The sequence below is a fragment of the Komagataeibacter oboediens genome (genome assembly GCF_003207815.1).
GTDB lineage: Bacteria > Pseudomonadota > Alphaproteobacteria > Acetobacterales > Acetobacteraceae > Komagataeibacter > Komagataeibacter oboediens.
Genome location: NZ_NKTX01000002.1, coordinates 63,258 through 79,686, shown reverse-complemented (window position 1 = coordinate 79,686; position 16,429 = coordinate 63,258). Strand labels below are relative to the sequence as shown.

General features: G+C 65.5%; 16 protein-coding genes. 7 read left to right on the top strand and 9 right to left on the bottom strand.

Annotated features, from left to right (window positions below; translation table 11 throughout):
• Positions 1-17 precede the first annotated feature (17 nt).
• The 7 genes from CFR80_RS02240 to CFR80_RS02210 are packed head-to-tail and all read right to left on the bottom strand — an operon-like array spanning position 18 to position 9,382.
• Entirely contained in the window at positions 18-1,889 is a 1,872-nt protein-coding gene (locus CFR80_RS02240; RefSeq protein ID WP_010512852.1) for a response regulator, read from the bottom strand.
• 10 nt (positions 1,890-1,899) lie between these two features.
• Entirely contained in the window at positions 1,900-2,991 is a 1,092-nt protein-coding gene (cheB, locus tag CFR80_RS02235) for a chemotaxis-specific protein-glutamate methyltransferase CheB (protein ID WP_010512851.1), read from the bottom strand.
• Entirely contained in the window at positions 2,988-5,114 is a 2,127-nt protein-coding gene (locus CFR80_RS02230; protein WP_010512850.1) for an ATP-binding response regulator, read from the bottom strand. The genes cheB and CFR80_RS02230 overlap by 4 nt, the downstream gene beginning before the upstream one ends.
• Positions 5,115-5,124: 10 nt before the next feature.
• Complete coding sequence (locus CFR80_RS02225; RefSeq protein ID WP_010512849.1) at positions 5,125-6,807, bottom strand: methyl-accepting chemotaxis protein; 1,683 nt, start codon at positions 6,805-6,807, stop codon at positions 5,125-5,127.
• Positions 6,808-6,813: 6 nt separating this feature from the next.
• Positions 6,814-7,350, bottom strand: a complete 537-nt coding sequence (locus tag CFR80_RS02220) for a chemotaxis protein CheW (RefSeq protein WP_010512848.1) — start codon at positions 7,348-7,350, stop codon at positions 6,814-6,816.
• Positions 7,350-8,726 carry a CheR family methyltransferase gene (locus CFR80_RS02215; protein ID WP_010512847.1) on the bottom strand — a complete coding sequence of 459 codons (1,377 nt, stop codon included), beginning with the start codon at positions 8,724-8,726 and terminating at the stop codon, positions 7,350-7,352. The genes CFR80_RS02220 and CFR80_RS02215 overlap by 1 nt, the downstream gene beginning before the upstream one ends.
• On the bottom strand, positions 8,723-9,382 hold the full coding sequence (locus CFR80_RS02210; protein WP_232275509.1) for a chemotaxis protein CheW: 660 nt from the start codon (positions 9,380-9,382) through the stop codon (positions 8,723-8,725). Before CFR80_RS02210 ends, CFR80_RS02215 begins: the two co-directional genes overlap by 4 nt.
• An 84-nt stretch (positions 9,383-9,466) precedes the next feature.
• Between CFR80_RS02210 and CFR80_RS02205 the strand changes: the two genes are divergently transcribed.
• The 5 genes from CFR80_RS02205 (at position 9,467) to CFR80_RS02185 (ending at position 12,983) form a co-directional block, all read left to right on the top strand.
• Positions 9,467-9,871 carry a hypothetical protein gene (locus CFR80_RS02205; RefSeq protein WP_010512844.1) on the top strand — a complete coding sequence of 135 codons (405 nt, stop codon included), beginning with the start codon at positions 9,467-9,469 and terminating at the stop codon, positions 9,869-9,871.
• Positions 9,872-9,891: 20 nt separating this feature from the next.
• Entirely contained in the window at positions 9,892-10,563 is a 672-nt protein-coding gene (locus CFR80_RS02200) for a cell division ATP-binding protein FtsE (protein WP_010512843.1), read from the top strand.
• Positions 10,563-11,489, top strand: coding sequence for a cell division protein FtsX (locus CFR80_RS02195; protein ID WP_010512842.1), 927 nt, complete (start codon positions 10,563-10,565; stop codon positions 11,487-11,489). Before CFR80_RS02200 ends, CFR80_RS02195 begins: the two co-directional genes overlap by 1 nt.
• The gene (locus CFR80_RS02190; protein ID WP_010512841.1) at positions 11,468-12,157 is read left to right on the top strand and encodes a YdcF family protein; all 690 of its coding nucleotides are present in this window, start codon (positions 11,468-11,470) and stop codon (positions 12,155-12,157) included. Before CFR80_RS02195 ends, CFR80_RS02190 begins: the two co-directional genes overlap by 22 nt.
• A gap of 79 nt (positions 12,158-12,236) precedes the next feature.
• On the top strand, positions 12,237-12,983 hold the full coding sequence (locus CFR80_RS02185; RefSeq protein ID WP_010512840.1) for a lysophospholipid acyltransferase family protein: 747 nt from the start codon (positions 12,237-12,239) through the stop codon (positions 12,981-12,983).
• Between the two features lie 174 nt (positions 12,984-13,157).
• Here CFR80_RS02185 and phaR read toward each other — a convergent pair whose 3' ends face one another.
• On the bottom strand, positions 13,158-13,703 hold the full coding sequence (phaR, locus tag CFR80_RS02180) for a polyhydroxyalkanoate synthesis repressor PhaR (RefSeq protein WP_010512839.1): 546 nt from the start codon (positions 13,701-13,703) through the stop codon (positions 13,158-13,160).
• Between the two features lie 429 nt (positions 13,704-14,132).
• Positions 14,133-14,864, bottom strand: coding sequence for a hydroxyacylglutathione hydrolase (gene gloB, locus CFR80_RS02175; RefSeq protein ID WP_010512837.1), 732 nt, complete (start codon positions 14,862-14,864; stop codon positions 14,133-14,135).
• Between the two features lie 98 nt (positions 14,865-14,962).
• Between gloB and CFR80_RS02170 the strand changes: the two genes are divergently transcribed.
• Together CFR80_RS02170 and CFR80_RS02165 are read left to right on the top strand one after the other, a co-directional pair.
• On the top strand, positions 14,963-15,715 hold the full coding sequence (locus CFR80_RS02170; protein ID WP_050017489.1) for a methyltransferase domain-containing protein: 753 nt from the start codon (positions 14,963-14,965) through the stop codon (positions 15,713-15,715).
• A gap of 34 nt (positions 15,716-15,749) precedes the next feature.
• Positions 15,750-16,427 carry a phosphatidylserine decarboxylase gene (locus tag CFR80_RS02165; RefSeq protein WP_010512835.1) on the top strand — a complete coding sequence of 226 codons (678 nt, stop codon included), beginning with the start codon at positions 15,750-15,752 and terminating at the stop codon, positions 16,425-16,427.
• Positions 16,428-16,429 lie beyond the last annotated feature (2 nt).

The following is a 16,429-nucleotide window of genomic DNA, read 5'->3' as shown; positions in this document are numbered from 1 at the left end:
CGGAGGTTATGACACGCTTACTCGGCGCGCGTGATGGACGAAGGATGGACAGACGGGGATGGCCCGCCCTCACCTGCCGGCCCGGCGTTCCAGGGCACGGAAATGGTGAAACGCGCGCCCCCCTGTGGGGCACGGCCAACCGACAGGCTGCCATGGTGGGCCTGCACCACGCTGTAGGCGATCGCAAGCCCCAGCCCGGTTCCTGCCCCCACCGGCTTGGTGGTGAAAAACGGCTCGAAAATGCGCTCCTGCACGTCGGGCGCGATACCGGGGCCGCTATCGGTAATGACAAAGACATAACTGTCCTGTCCCTCCCCATTATGGGAGAGGAAGGTATGGATCTCGATTTCCCCTTCCGCGATCCCGCCACGGACAGACATATCATCAGGCTGGGCGGCAAGAATTGCATCCGCCGCATTGCTGATAATATTCATGATGACCTGATTGAGCAGCGCCGCCTGGCAGTACAGCCGGTCCGGAGCTTCGTAACGGCGCCTGACCATGATGCCGCTGCCCAGCTTCTGCGTCAGCAGCGCCATGACGGTTTCCAGCGCCTCGGGCACATCAATCAGCTGGAACAACCCTTCATCCAGTCGCGAGAATTTGCGCAGATTCAGCACAAGGTTCTGGATGCGCCGCAACCCCATGTTCATGGACCCCACCCGGTCGCGGCATTTGTTCAGGATCGCGGCCCGGCTGTCATGGTCGGGATCGGCGCAGCTGGCTTCCATGCCGATCACGCGGTCCAGCCCGCGTGCCACCGTGTCCTTGTGCGCCAGGATGAAGGCCAAGGGATTGTTGATTTCATGTGCAATGCCCGCCACCAGTTCACCCAGTGACGCCATCTTGGCCGTCTGCACCAGCTTGCCCTGTGTCTCGATCAGCTTGCGGTTGGCATCGGCCAGTTCACGATTGGCCTGCTCCAGCGCCTCGGCCAGGGACGCTTTCGAGGCAATGGCCGCCGCTTCCGCCCGCGCGCTCTTGACCGCGATTTCACGTGCCTGCCGCTCGACCTCGATCCGGCGCACGTCATCCTGCAGAAGCTTGCGGCGCACCAGCACGCGGATACGCAGCGCCAGCGCCGCAGGCCCCACATCGCGCGAGACAAGGTCGTCTATCCCCGCCTCGAACACCCGTGCCGAAAACTCCTTCGCGTCGGGACGCGGGGCGCCATCCACGCCCAGGATGCGCGGCGGCACGTTACCCGACAGCAGATCTTCCTGCCGCCATTCGTCCAGCCTGCGGCAGACCTCCAGCCCGTCGAACTCCCGGCACGCCAGGTCGATCACCACGCAGTCAGGCACATGGTCGGGGTCATGCAGCAGGGACGGCTCCAGCCGGGCGGGATCGGGGCACAGGGTCACGATATGCCCGTCACGCCGCAACTGGTCGATCAGTTCGGGCACCGCGCGCCGGTGGGCGGGTTCGGGGGCGATGACCATGATCCGCGCGCGGCGGAACACGCGCTGCGGCAGGAGCGAGGGGGCATGGGCCGCATGTTCGCGCAGCAGCGCGCGGATACGGAAGACGATCAGCGCAGGATCGGACGATTTGGGGATATAGGCATCCGCCCCGCTTTCCAGCCCTTCGCGTTCCAGCCCCGGCTCGATCCCCTCCGTCAGGATCAGGACGGGAATCGTGCGCGTCACCGCGTTCATGCGCAGCTGGCGCGCCAGCTGCCCGCCATTCATGCCCGGCAGGTGATAATCGGCGATCACCAGCCCCGGCAGTCGTTCATCAAGGGTATCGAGCGCATCCTCCCCGCTGGCCACGCGGTGAACATGAAAACCGTGGCTTTCCAGCATGCGGCGGATACGCAGGGCCTGCGTGTCCGAATCCTCCACCAGCAGCAGGGTATCGGTATGGTCCTCTCGATCAGTCAGCGGCATCGGGGTGTCATTATCCTGCTAGGGGGCCTGTGGAAGGGATCTGGCCACCCGCCATGATCCGGAAGATATGCGGGGCGATCTCGTGCATCGGCAGGCTTATGCACGCAGCCCCCGCGCGTTCGGCAGCGCCGGGCATGCCGTGGATGACCGCCGTGCTGCGATCCTCCACAATGGTGTAGCCGCCGGCGGCACGGATGCGGCCCAGCCCGTCCACACCGTCCTCGCCCATGCCGGTCAGCAGCACGCCAAGACTGTCCGCGCCGAACACCCTTGCGACGGAGGAAAACAGCACGTCAGCCGATGGCCGCTGCCCCTGCACCGGCGCGTCATCATGCAGGAGCACATCCCCGCGCGGGCCGACGGTCATGTGCCGGTTGCCCGGCGCCACCAGCACCCGGCCCCGTTCCAGCTTCATGCCGTGCTGCGCCAGCATGACCGGCAGGGCGACATGCTGGTCCAGCCACGCTGCGAACCCTTCCATGAAGGGCTGCCCCATATGCTGCACCAGCACCACCGGCAGCGCGAAATCCGCCGGCAGGTCCCCCAGCACGCGGGCGAAGGCCGTCGGCCCCCCGGTGGAGGCCGCAAGTGCCAGGATGCGTGGGCGGATATCAAGCGGGCGCGCCCACATGCCCTTGTGCCGGAAGGGCTCGGCCTGCAGCAGGCGGCGGCGGATCACGGGCACCTGGCTCATGATATACAGCTGTGTCGCGATCCCCTGCGCCACGGCGGCCCCGGCTTCACCCGACAGGCCCTGCGGCTTCTCGATCACCGACAGCGCGCCCGAACGCAGCGCGTTCATGGACACCTGCGTCGCCTGCGCGCCGACCGTGTCACTGACAATCACGATGGGGGTAGGGAAATGCGCCATGATCTGCCGCGTGGCTTCCAGCCCGTCCATGCCGGGCAGGCAGATATCCATGGAAATCACATCCGGGCGCAGGCGGGGAACAAGGCGCAGCGCCTCCTCCGCCGTTTCCACGGCTTCCAGCAGCTCCAGCCGCGGGTCGCCCGCCACCACGCGCATCAGCAGGTGCCGCAGGACCGCCGAATCCTCCACAATCAGCACCCGGCGCGGCGCAAGGGGCGTCACATCGTTCACAACAGCCCCTTTATGGTATCGATCAGTTCACCCTGATCGAATTTCTGCTTGGTCAGGTAGGCACGCGCACCACCTTCCATACCCCGGCGCACGTCATCCCCATCATCTCGCGATGTCATGAGGACAACGGGGATGTCCGACAGGTGCGGATCAGCCTGCATGGCCGCCAGCAGCGCAAACCCGTCCATGCGCGGCATCTCGACATCCGTCACCACCACATCCACATGCCGCGAGGACTGCTGGAGCATCGCCAGCGCCTCCTCCCCATCCACCGCAAGGCAGACATCGTAACCATGGGACTGCAATATGGTTTTCTGCAGTGTCCGTGTCGTGATTGAATCGTCCACCACCATGACCAGCGGCGCATGGCGCACGGCCACCACGGGGGCGGCTTCATCCACGTCACTGAAGCATACCCCCGCCCCATTGCCGCGCAGCCGCCAGCGCGCGAACAGCCGGTCGGGGCTGAGAATGAAGACCGGCTGGTCCTCGCGCTGCCAGGCAATGCCGGGCACCAGTTCACTATCCAGCCCCACGGCGGTGGCATCCGATACCAGCAGCGCGCGCACATCCACCATGCGTTCCACCGCAAAGCCGCAGCGCACGCCATCGACCTCCATCACCACCACGCTGACCGCGCCATCACGCACGGGCAGCGGAGCGTTTTCATCCCCGACGAAGGCGCGCAGCGGCACAAGCGGCACAAGATCCTCGGCCTGTCCGTCGCCGTGCGCATGTTCCGGCTGCGTGCCGTCGGAACGGTGCGGCACCACGGCAAAGGGCGCACCATTGAGCAGCCTGATCCCGTCACGCCGCACCCGCAGCAGGTGACGGATCACCCGACCGGGCAGACCCAGCGCCTGCCCGGCGTTTTCCACCAGCAGCACGGTGCGCTGGCGCTGGGACACCGGCACCGTCAGGGTCACGGTCGTGCCCGCGGGCTGGCGCTGTTCCATGCGCACGGTGCCGTGCAGGGCGCGCGCCGCCTCCGCCACCACCGACAGCCCGACCCCGCGCCCGGCCAGCGTATCCGCCTGCCCACGCGTGGAAAAACCCGGTTCGAACACGCGCGCCAGCAACTGCCGCGCCTCCAGCGGCGCATCGGCATGGACCAGCCCCTGCCCTGCCGCCCGCGCGGCAATGGCCTGCAGGTCGGGGCCACGCCCGTCATCACTGACCGCAACCTGCAGCCGCACCCCGGTCAGGGTGACGGCAATGGTGATGTTCAGCCGTTCTGACTTGCCTTCCTTCAGCCGCTGGGCACGGGTTTCATGCCCGTGTACGATGGCGTTGCGCACCAGGTGGACCACCGGATCGCGCAGGGCCTGCATCACCCGGCGTTCGGTCTGGACCTCCATGCCATACATGTGCACGTCCACCCCGGCATCCGGTCCCCCATGTTCGCGCGCGATGCGCCGGGCCATGGCGGCCAGGGATCCAAACACGCTTTCGGCAGGCACAAGGGTGACGGCGTGGACTTCCTCCCCCAGGCGCAGCAATGCGCGGTCGATCTGCCCGGACATGAGTTCACGTTCACGCCCCACCGTCATGAGCTTGCGCGTCATCCGCGCGAATTCGGCCACGGGGTCGGCACGCATGCGTTCAGGGGCATGCATGACCGCACGCGATTCATCGAGCAGGTCCATGACCTGCGCCCACAGCCGTTCATGCCGTTCGGCCACGGACATGAGATCATGCACCGCCGAGGCCAGCGCATCGAGCCGCGCGACGGGCACCTGCACATAGGCAGGGTTTTCCGTCGCGGTAGCGGATGCCGTCGTTTCCTCATCTGCCGGGCGGACCTCACCATCCGCCGGGGCGGATGTCATGAGCAGGTCCACCTCATCCAGCGTGTCGGTAATGGCCTTCAGGTCTGCCGCATCCGGCAGGGCACGGGCCGCCAGCAGCGCCGACAGGCGGTTTTCCAGCGCGTGGGCCACCCCTTCGACCGTTGGCAGTTCGACCGCGCGCGCCGCCCCCTTGAGCGAGTGGACGCGCCGGAAGATTTCCGCCAGTCCCTGCGCATCGGGGCAGCCGGCGGCCACGATGCCCCGGATTGCACGCAGGTGGTCACGGTATTCCGCGTCAAATACCGCCAGAAGTTCGTCCCGAAGGTTGTCCACGGCCCGGCCGTCAGGTCCGGTAACGCGCGGAAATGGTCAGAAGCTGTTTCGACAGCTTGCCAAGGTTGCTGGCCGAGACCTCAAGGTTGCGCGTGCCCGCCGATGTCTGCTGGCTGGCCTGACGGATGCTCTGCAGCGCGGTCATGACCTGCTCGATGCCGATCTGCTGCTGGTTGGTGGACGCCACGATCTGCTGGAAGGCATGCACCCCTTCCTCGATCCCGCCGGTCATGCGTTCGATGGTGCGGTAGGCGATGTCGGTCCGCTCCTTGCCCGCCGAAACACGCTTGACCGCCTCCTCCGTCAGCATGACCGAAGTGTTGATGCCGCGCTGGATGTCACCCAGTATGGCGCGCACGTTCTGCGTCGCATCGCGCGACTGGTCGGCCAGGATCTTCATTTCCGCCGCGACCACGGCAAACGACCGCCCGTGCTCACCCGCTGCCGCCGCCTCGATCGCGGCATTCAGCGCCAGCAGGTGGGAGCGTTCGGACAGGTCATTGACCGAGGCGATGATTTCGCTGATCGCCTCGGTCCGTTCGGACAGGGCGACGATGTTCGACGCCACGGCTTCGGCCCCGTCATGGGTGTGGGCCATGGCGCGGGCGGTTTCTTCCACCGCTTCCAGCCCGCTTGCGGAACTGTGGACGATCACCTCCGCCGAGGAAATGACCTCTCTCGCGCGCTTGCTGATCTGGGCGCCGGAATGGGTGATTTCATCCACCGTCGCAGCCGTTTCCTGCACTGCGGCGAACTGTTCTTCCACGCTTGCTGCCTGCTGCTGGGTGGAGGCGCGGATTTCGGCCACGGCGGCGTCAAGGTTCTGCGTGACTTCCCCGCTCTGCCGCGCGATTTCACGCAGGCCGTCGATCATGCGGTTCAGCCCGGCCGCAAGGCGGGCGACCTCGTCACGGTCCTCGCCCATCCCGCCGACCTTGGCGCGGGTGGCAAGGTCGCCCTGCCCCACGCGTTCCATGACATGCATGATGGACGAAATCGGTTCCATGATCGACCGTCGCGTCCAGAAGGTCACGATCAGTGCGACGACAACCGCGCCCCCCATGCCGATGGCCAGCGACCGGCGGCTGTAATCATACGATGCCGCCCCCTGCGTTTCGGCCACCTGCACCCCATGGTCCAGCAGGGACGCAGCCCGCCCCACCAGCAGGTCGATCGACTGTTCGCGGCTGTCGATACGCGATGCCTGTTCGCGCACGCCCGCATCATTCCCCGCCCGTATGGCCTGGAACAGCATGGCGGCGCCGTGCGTATCCATCTGGAACTGCGTGGAAATATCACGCAGCTGGCTGGCGACGGTATTGAACATCTCGCGCTGGTCATCGCTGCGCGCCAGCCTGCCGGCCTCTTCCGCGCGCGACAGCACGCCCGCCAGCAGGCTGTCCGCCCCGCGCGCCTTTTCATCCCATCCGGCAATGGCGTCTTCCAGCACGGCGGGGGCGGTTTCGAAATCATGCGCGTAATAATGCGCAAGGATGGCAAGCCTGCGGGCGACAAGGTCGTTTTCGTTGGCGCGGATATGCGTCAGTTCACGGTAGACCGACAGGTCGCGGGTGACGATGATCGTCATTTCATCACGCACCTCCCGTATCTGTCCCAGTGCGTAAATGCCCAGCGAAACCATCAGCAGGACACCGACCATGAAGCCGAACAGCAGGCGATTGGCGATTGTCACGGTACTTCACACTCCGACATAACGGGAAGAAAACAGACGCGCGGGATCAATGACCGTCAGGCTGCGCCCATCGGGCAGGCTGGCCTGGGGAAAACCCGAAGGGGTCAGTGGCGTGGGGGTGCCCGCTATTTCCGCCGTGCCCAACGCCGCACTGGCCAGTAGCGCGATGCGCCCCAGCGGTATACTGGACACCGAACGCAGCAGCAGCATCACCCCCGGCTGTTCCAGTGGCGCGCCACCCAGCAGGATGGACAGGTCAAACACGGTATAGAGGTCGCCCTGGTATCCATGCACCCCGCGCACGCCGGGCGGGCAGTCGGGCCTGCGGGGCATGTCGCTCCAGACCGGGTCGGTCACGCGCAGCACGGCATGCAGGTCCACACCGCAGGCCTGTCCCGCGAGGTCGAGCATGACCAGCAGCCGTCCCGCCGTACCATCCGCCTGTCCCTGCCCGCGCGCGGCCATGATGCGCGCACGTTCATGCAGGACCCGCCGGGCGAAGGCCTCCCTGCCCGCGGGTGGGGTCATGTCCGCATGCGTCATCAGGATGTCACCTGCGCATCATGCCGCAGTGCCGGTCCCTCGGCAGCCTGCCGGGCAAGGCGCAGCAGGCCGCCTGCCGTCATGCCATCCCCGTCGGGCAGGACCATATCGGGCGGGCAGCGACGGACGAGGTCGATCATCTGCTGGCGCATGCGGTTTGCCTCCACCCATCCGCCCGCATCTTCCAGCAGGCGGGCAAGGTAGCAGCGCGCCATGACATGGTCGCGGGCCAGATAGATGACCCTGCGGAACGATTCCTCGGCCTGCAGCAGGCAGCCTTCGCCCCATGCCAGTACGGCGGACAGGAAATGGATGCGGGTATCCATGGGGTAACGCGCCAGATGGTCACGGCACATCCGCATGGCACGAGCGACCTGCCCCCCATCTGCAACACGGCGGATTTCCGCAGCAACGGATGCGCTGTTCCCGGCTGGCACGGGCACAAGGGCGCGCGCGACCGGCCTGCGCCGCGGCAGTACGGGCACCCCGGCGCACGCGTCCTGTCGTCCCCCGCCCGAAGCCGGTGCGCGGAACGCGAGCGTGCCCGGCAGGCGCACGGTTTCAAGGCAGGGTGCGAAGTTGGACACCGGTTCCGAATGCCCCAGCAGGATCCAGCCTTCGGGCGAAAGCCGCGACGCCATGGCGCGCACCAGCGCCTGTGCCTGTGCCTGCGCGAAATAGATCAGCACGTTGCGGCACAGGATCAGGTCGAAAGGTCCCGCAGGCCCGCCATCGGGCCGCAGCAGGTCCAGCACGTTGCTGTACCGGAAGCGGACCATGCGGCGATAGCATTCATGCAGCCGCCAGATACGGGGACTGACCGGGGTGAACCAGGCCGCCCGCTGTGCCGGGACGATATCGCGCAGGGTCCATGCGCTGAATTCCGCCAGCCGGGCCTGTTCCAGCGCGCGGGTGCTGATATCCGTGCCCAGGATTTCGACATGCCAGTCAGCAGCATTCTGGCCCGCCTCCTCAAGCAGGCGGGTCAGCAGGATGGCGATGGAATAGGGTTCCGCCCCGTTGGAACAGCCAATGCTCCACACCCGCAGGTGCCGCGTGGCCGCTGCCCGGTGTATCAGCTGCGGCACAATGGTCCGTTCAAGGGCGGCGAACTGCTCGGCATACCGGAAGAAAAATGTCTCGCCTATGGTAATGGCGGATTCCAGTTCCCGCCATTCCCTGTCGCCCCGCGCGCCGTCGGACAGCAGGGCAAGATAGTCATGGCATGTCCGGCAGCCATGCAGCGCCATGCGTGCGCCCACCACCTGTTCCAGCAGATCGGCCTTGTCCACGTAATAATGCAGCCCCGTGCGCCGGGTCACGGCATTGAGCAGCCGCCGCAGGCCGGCGGGCGGAAAGGCGACAGGTTCCATCATGAATGACGTTCCCCTTCATCACCCGCCGCCATCGGGGGATCGGGGGCGTCCAGTCCGGCCCACAGGGCGGCGCGCGCACGGGTACGTTCCATCAGATTGTCCAGCCGCATGCGTTCATCATCATTGATGATGTCGGTCATGCGCAGCATGAATGCAATGCCACCATCCGCAAGTTCCAGTTCCCGGCCCGCCTCCCCGGCCTGCGCCGCGTCACCGTCGGGCATGGCGGATACAGGGGGGGCGGGCTGGGCGACCTCGCACACCGCATCCACCAGCAGGGCCACGCTCCCCCCGCCGGGCAGATTGCACAGCAGCAGCGGACAGTACAGCAGATCCACCGGCTGGCGCACTGCCTGCGCGCGGACACCCAGCAGCACCCCAAGGTCAATCACCACCACTATGGCCGCCCCCAGCCGGAACCAGCCCGATACATGCGGCAGCGCAACGGCCACCGGCATGAGTTCGGGCACGGGCATGCATTCCCTGACCACAAGCCCGGCAGGCAGACCGTACTGCCGCGTGCCCACACGGAAGATCATGACGGAGGGCCGCATGACCCGACCCGATCCATATCCGTTATCGTGCTGTGACGTGGCGTGATCCATTGCGATGGCGCGACCTGCTGTTTCCCATATGCACAAGGCAGAAGTTTGCATTTAATACAAGCCATCGCTACCTCGGTCTGGAATGCGTTTCCAACAATCCGGGGAAACGGCCCCCATGAGCGGAGTCTTGTTTTAATGGACAGTCACTTTTCCAACCAGCAGCAGGACCGCATGCCGGTGTCCGGCGCCACCATGGGTGGGGTGAACGTGCCGCGCATCGTGCGGGTGGCGGTCTGGTCGGTGTTCTACTTCCTGTTCTATCTGGTGCAGCAGGTATCCGAACTGGTCGCCCCGCTGGTGCTGATCCTGGGCATCGGGTGGAGCGCGCTGCCCCACGTCATCGGGATCGTCAACGGCGCCGCGGGCAACGATCCGCAGACGCGGGACATGATCGCGCATGTCGCCCATTCCATTCCTGACCATCTGGAGGTGGGGTCGCACCTGCTGACCCCGTCCTCGCTGGTGTTTGACGGGCTGCTGCTCATGGCTGCGGCGGCGCTGTGCGCGACGCTGTCCACCATCGCCGCACGCACCATGTAAAGACCGAAAGGTCCGCCCGCATGTTCCGCCTGCATGATGTCAGCTACGCCTATGGCGGCAATCGCGCCGGGGTGGCTGCCCTGTCGCATATCAGCCTTGATGTGGCGCAGGGCGAATTCCGCTGGCTGCTTGGCCCGTCGGGCGCGGGCAAGTCATCACTGCTGTCCATCCTGTCGCTGGAGGTGCAGGCCAGCGCCGGCATGGTGGAAATACTGGGCGTGCCGGTCATGCAGGCACGGCGCAGCAACCTTGCCCGCCTGCGCCGGCGCATCGGGACGGTATGGCAGGATTTCCGTCTGCTGCCGGACCTGAGCGTATTTGACAATGTCGCCCTCCCGCTGCGCCTGCAGCACCGCGCGGAGGACGAGATCGCCCATGAGGTCCACGCCATCATGAAATGGGTCGGACTGGAGAACCGTCTGGACGCGCGTCCGCTGCAACTGTCGGGGGGCGAACAGCAGCGGGTCGCGATCGCGCGCGCGGTCATCTACCGCCCTGCCCTGCTGCTGGCGGATGAACCGACCAACGCGCTGGATGAACGGCAGGCAGGGCGTCTCATGGCCATGTTCCACCGGCTGGCGGAACTGGGCACGACCATTGTGGTGGCCACCCATAACGACGCCATCGTGGAAAAATACCCAGCCCCCGCCATTGAACTGGCGCATGGCCATCTGGTGCGGGATTACCGCTGATGGCCCGCAGGCGTTACCATGACGGGCTGGCCCTGCATCAGGCACTGCCGGGGCAGTTCCTGCCCTTCCTTGTCGCGGCCATGTCCTTTCTTGCGGCACTCGCGCTGGCGGGGGGGATCGCGGCGCACGGCCTGTCGCAGCGCTGGACCCATGGCGCGGGTGCCGTAACGACCGTGCAGGTGCCCGGCCCCGATGACCCGGCGGCCGGCTCGGGCACACGTATCGCGGCGGTGCAGGACATTGTGGCCCATGCCCCCGGCGTCGCCACGGCGCACAGGCTGAGCGATGCGGAACTGCGCGCCCTGCTGGCCCCATGGATCGAACAGACCGGGGATTCATCCCTGCCGCTACCCGCCGTGATCGAGGTGCATACTGTGCCAGGGCAGGATCCGATGCCCCCCCTCCTGCCCCGGCTTGAAGCCGTCGCGCCGGGGGTGCTGGTGGAACATGACAGTGTCTGGAGCGACCGGCTGGCCGCACTGGCCGCCAGCCTGCAGGCCTGCGCGCTGCTGGCCGTGCTGATTGTCATGACAGTGGCGGTCTGCGTGGTCATGGCCGCAACGCGGGCGGGCCTGCAGACCCGGCGGCAGGCCATTGCGCTGATCCACTCGCTGGGTGCGATGGACAGCTATATTGCCGGGCGCTTCGCATCGCGCGTGGGGCTGCTGGCGCTGGTTGGGGGGCTGGGGGGCAGTATCGCGGCCCTGCCCATGCTGCTGGCCATGTCACATCTGGCTGCTCCCTTTTCCGCCATGACCGATGCGCAGGCCGTAGCCCCCATGGACTGGCGCAATCCCCGTGCATGGGCGGACATCGTGCCGCACGCGCTGTTATGGATGCTGCTGGCGCTGCCGCCCGCCGCCGGGATCACGGGCTGGGTTACCACGCAACTGACCGTGCGGGCATGGCTGCGCCGCCTGCCATGACCCCCACGCCGTCCACAAACCGGGCACGCCCGTCGCTATACCGATGGCTGGCGGGCGCGGGCATGCTGGCGGCGCTGCTGGCATGGCTGGGTGGACTGGCGTGGTTTATCCATGACGCCATGCGCGCGCCCACGCGGCCGCCACATGTAGACGGGATCGTGGCATTGACAGGGGGACAGGGAAGGATCGACGAATCCCTGCACCTGCTGGCACAGGGGGATGCCGACCGGCTGCTGATTTCGGGCGTGGACCTGCATGCCACGCTGGGGGATTTCCTGCGCCATCAGGCCCGGCCCGTACCCCTGACCCTGTGGACGCATACGACGCTGGGCCACAGCGCCACATCCACGCTGGGCAACGCAGACGAAACGGCGGAGTGGGTGCGCGCTTACCATATCCGCAGCCTGGTCGTGGTGACGGCGGGCTATCACATCCGCCGCGCCATGCTGGAAATTTCGCGCACGGTGCCCGATGTGCGGCTGTATGGATACCCGATCCGTTCCCCCGCGCTGCGCCACCTGCTGCATCCCGCCACCATGCGGCTTATGGTGACGGAATATGACAAGTGGCTGCTGGCCTGCCTGAATGTCGCGCGCCTGACGCGCCCGCTGCACGGCCTGATCAACCACGCTGACACCCGGCCCGGCGCCCCCCCGGTCATGGGCTGAACATCGACGTGCCGCTTGTCCTCACCTTAGTTTTCTGGTGTTAGGAAAAGCCAATCCCACACTGCCGGACCCGTTCGTGATGACATTGCTGCGCGCGCTTGCCTTCAACCTGTATTTCCTGCTGCTGACCATCGTGATGGGAATTCTGGCCTTTCCCATCCGCCTGTTCGCACCGGGCCGCGCGCTGGCCTATGCGAAGGTATGGACTGGACTGACCCTGCGCGGGCTGCAGCGTATCTGCGGGATCAGCATACAGGTCAGCGGCATGGAACACCTGCCGCCGGGGCCGTGCCTGCTGGCGTGCCAGCACCAGTCGGAATTCGATACGCTGGTCTGGATGAACCTGGTACCCCGCCCGACCTATGTCATGAAACGTGAACTTGAACGCATACCGCTGGTCGGCCCCATGCTACGGCTGAGCGGCATGATCCCGGTGGACCGGGATGGCAAGGCAAAGGCCCTGCGTGCCCTGCTGGCCGCAACGGATGACGCGGTGACCGACCGGCGCCAGATCATCATCTTTCCCGAAGGCACGCGCACGGCACCGGGCGCGCCCATCAGCCTGCAACCGGGCATTGCCGCGCTATCGACCCATACCGGCCTGCCGGTCATTCCCGTGGCAACCGACGCGGGCCTGTACTGGAAACCCGGCAGCCTGATGAAACATCCGGGCACGATCCACATTGTCGTGGGCGCGCCCCTGCCCGCAGGGCTACGCCGCGCGCAACTGCTACCTGCCATCGCTCAGGCATGGCAGAACCTGTGCGCAACCCATGGCCTGCCGGTTCCCGCATTACGGGAGCCCCAGAAGGAGACTTCAGAATAGGTCGGTGCCATCTTTTTTCCAAAAGGACGGCATTCGCTGAAGCTTTTTGGAAAATACCACACCCAAACCGGCTTTCGATTTCAGGGGCAGGGTCCGGCAATGGTCCACGATCGAAGAAAGAACAACCGGATGGATGCCGATCATCAGGAGGGGGATAAAGCGCGCCGTTGCAACCTATGTGCCCGGGGTGCCGTCCCGCCCTTCATCATCCAGACGGGCCTGTAATGCAGCCACCTGCTGGCGCAAATCCATGATTTCCTGCAGCAGGTTTTCCACCGTCCGGTTTCCTGTCCGCTCCACGGCATACAGGGATGTGAACAGGGACATGGCCTGCCGCACCACGGCGGCATTTTCCTGTCCCAGCCCATCCAGCCCGTCGGGCGTCACGCCGCCCGGCGGACGATCCATGAATTCGGTCATCATGCGTTCCAGGTAATCCGATACCTCGCCCTGCATGCTGTCACCATAACAGCGGATAAGCTGCCGCAGGAAGGCTACCGGCAGCATGGCACGGCCGCGGGTTTCCTCTTCCAGCATGACCTGCGCCAGCACGCCACGGGTTATGTCATCGCCCGTGCGGGCATCCAGAATGACGAAGGCCCGGTCCTGCTTGACCATATCCATAAGGTTTTCAAGCGTGATGTAGGCCGACAGATCGGTATCGTACAGCCGCCGATTGGCATATTTCTTGATGATCACCGGGACAGAAGAGACCGACAAATGCCTTACCTTTCGCATGGATCAGGGGCACGTTACCCCGATGGGCCATGTCGCCGCCCAACAGATGACGACTGCACTGGCCATGCACCGCGCATGCAGGCCAGTCAATGAAGTGTTCCGGGCCCACATGCCCGGTTCTGGCAGGGCATCCATGCCCCATCCCCGCGGCGCGATGGTCAGTCCTCCCCGCCCTGACCGCCAGATCCCTGCATTATGTCATAATACGGTTTCCCGCCATGCGTCGGATCATTAATCATGTTTCCAGGTGGGAAAAACAATCCTGCCGTGCCAGCGGTGACAGAACGCCACCAGAAAGTGTCCGCAGAACATTCGGATACCCATAAGATAAGGTCTGGTGACGCTTTTTCAAAAAAGCGCCACCTGGAGCCTTCTGTTATCTTTATCAATCAATTGCATTCACGTGCCCTATCAGAAACTGTCTTTTTCCTTTCGCAGCAGGCCAAGGGCCGTGGCATCCGCCGCGCGCAGGAAGGGATTGGTCTGGCGTTCCACCGACAGCGGAACCGGCAGCGTGGGCAGGCCCCTGCGCCGCAAATCCGCCACCTGTGCCGCGCGTACCTTCAGCGCGGCATTGTCCGGATCAACATGCAGGGCAAAACGCGCATTCGACTGGGTATATTCATGCCCACAGCATATCAGCGTGTCATCCGGCAGGGCCCTGATGCGGGCCAGGCTGGCGTACATCTCGGCGGGCGTGCCCTCGAACAGGCGTCCACACCCCATGCTGAACAGCGTATCACCACAGAACAGGGCCGGTCCGTCGGGAAAATAATACGAGACCTCACCCGCTGTATGGCCCGGGGTTGCCAGTACCTCCGCACGGGTATGTCCCAGCGCCACGACATCCCCATCGCGCACCGCGACATCAAGGCGCGGCAGACGGGCGGCCTCGGCTGCGGGTCCCACGATTTTCGCACCATATCGCTGGCGCAGGGCATCGGCCGCCGCGATATGGTCGGTATGGTGATGGGTCAGGAAAATCAGGTCCAGCCTGCCTCCCGCCGCATCGATTGCGTGGATCAGCGGGGCTTCCTGCGCCGGATCGACCATGGCGGCGGCCCCCGTCGCCACATCATGCACGAACCAGGCGTAATTGTCCGACAGGATGGGAATCGGCTTTATGGAAAGCTTCTGTGTCATGACTGTCCTCGACATTTCCATTGCATGGGCCCGACCATCCGGCATGACGTGATGGCCGGGGCGATGGGGTGTGCTAGTGTGTACCAATGCCAGCGAACATGCACACCGCCGCCAGCTTCTATGCCACCCGCCGGGGCCAGGTGGCCGCGCGCCTGCTGTGCCAGCGCATGGCCGCCATCTGGCCCGACGGCACGTCGGGGCACACGCTTGGCCTTGGGTACGCGCACCCCTTCCTGCCATTATGGGACCGGCCCAACAGGCCGTGCGTGTCCGCGCGGCTGGATACCCACGTTACCCGTGACGCACAGCCATGGCAGGGACGCGACTGTATCGTAAATGGCACGCACCTGCCATTCGATGACCTGCAGTTCGACCGGATCGTGATGATCCATGCGCTGGAGGTCAGCGAGGACAAGAACAGCCTGTTGCGACAGGTCTGGAAGGTCCTGAAGGATGACGGGCGACTGCTGCTGGTCGTGCCCAACCGGGCGGGACTGTGGGCGCATGCCGACAATTCCCCCTTCGGGCAGGGCACGCCGTTTTCGCGCCGACAGATCAGCCGCTGGCTGGCCGATGCCTGTTTCCGGGCGGAACGCCATGAAGATGCGCTGTACGCCCCACCCGCGGGGCCATGCCCGGCTGCCCCTCTGGGCATGGTGGAATGGACGGGGCGCAACCTGTTCCCCCGTCTGGGCGGTGTCTGCATGATCGAGGCGGTCAAGGACATTTACGCCGCCGTGCCCACCCGTCCCGCGACACTGGTGCCCGCGGGGCTGCGCCTGCGGCCGGCACGAATCTTTTCACGCAATGCGACATCCCGTCGGCAACCACGGGACATGCAGAATACTTGACCATTTTTACTGAAATCTTCATGAACATTATCCCATGTCGCTGATTCAATCCCTCAAGCTTGTCATTGCACCGCCGCACCCGGCCGCGCGCCCCTTTCTCCTTGCATCGGGGGCCGGGGCCATCATCGGTCGGCTACTGCCGTTCCGGGTGACCAGATGGCTTGGTACAGCCAGTGGCCTGTTCTTCGGCTTCTGCCTGTATTTCTTCCGTGACCCCGAACGCGTCACCCCGGCCGAGCCAAACGTGGCGGTTGCCCCGGCGGACGGGCATGTCGTCTCGATCGAGAAAGTGGCCCCGCCGCCGGAACTGGACATGGGGGATGCGCCGGTCTGGCGTATCGCCACCTTCCTGTCTGTTCTGGACGTGCATGTGAACCGCATGCCGGTCGCGGGCACCGTGACGAAAATCGCCTACCATGCCGGGCAGTTCCTGAACGCCAGCCTGGACAAGGCATCCGAACTGAACGAGCGCAATGCGCTGCGCGTGACGCTGAAGGATGGCCGCCAGGTTGCCGTGGTCCAGATTGCGGGGCTGATCGCGCGCCGTATCCTGTGCGATGCGGAAGAAGGCATGCAGTACGAAACCGGCGAACGCTTCGGGCTGATCCGCTTCGGCTCACGCACCGACCTGTACCTGCCGCCCGATGTCACGCCACTGGTGGAAGTCGGCCAGACCATGATTGGCGGCGAAACCGTGATGGCGCGGCTTTAAGC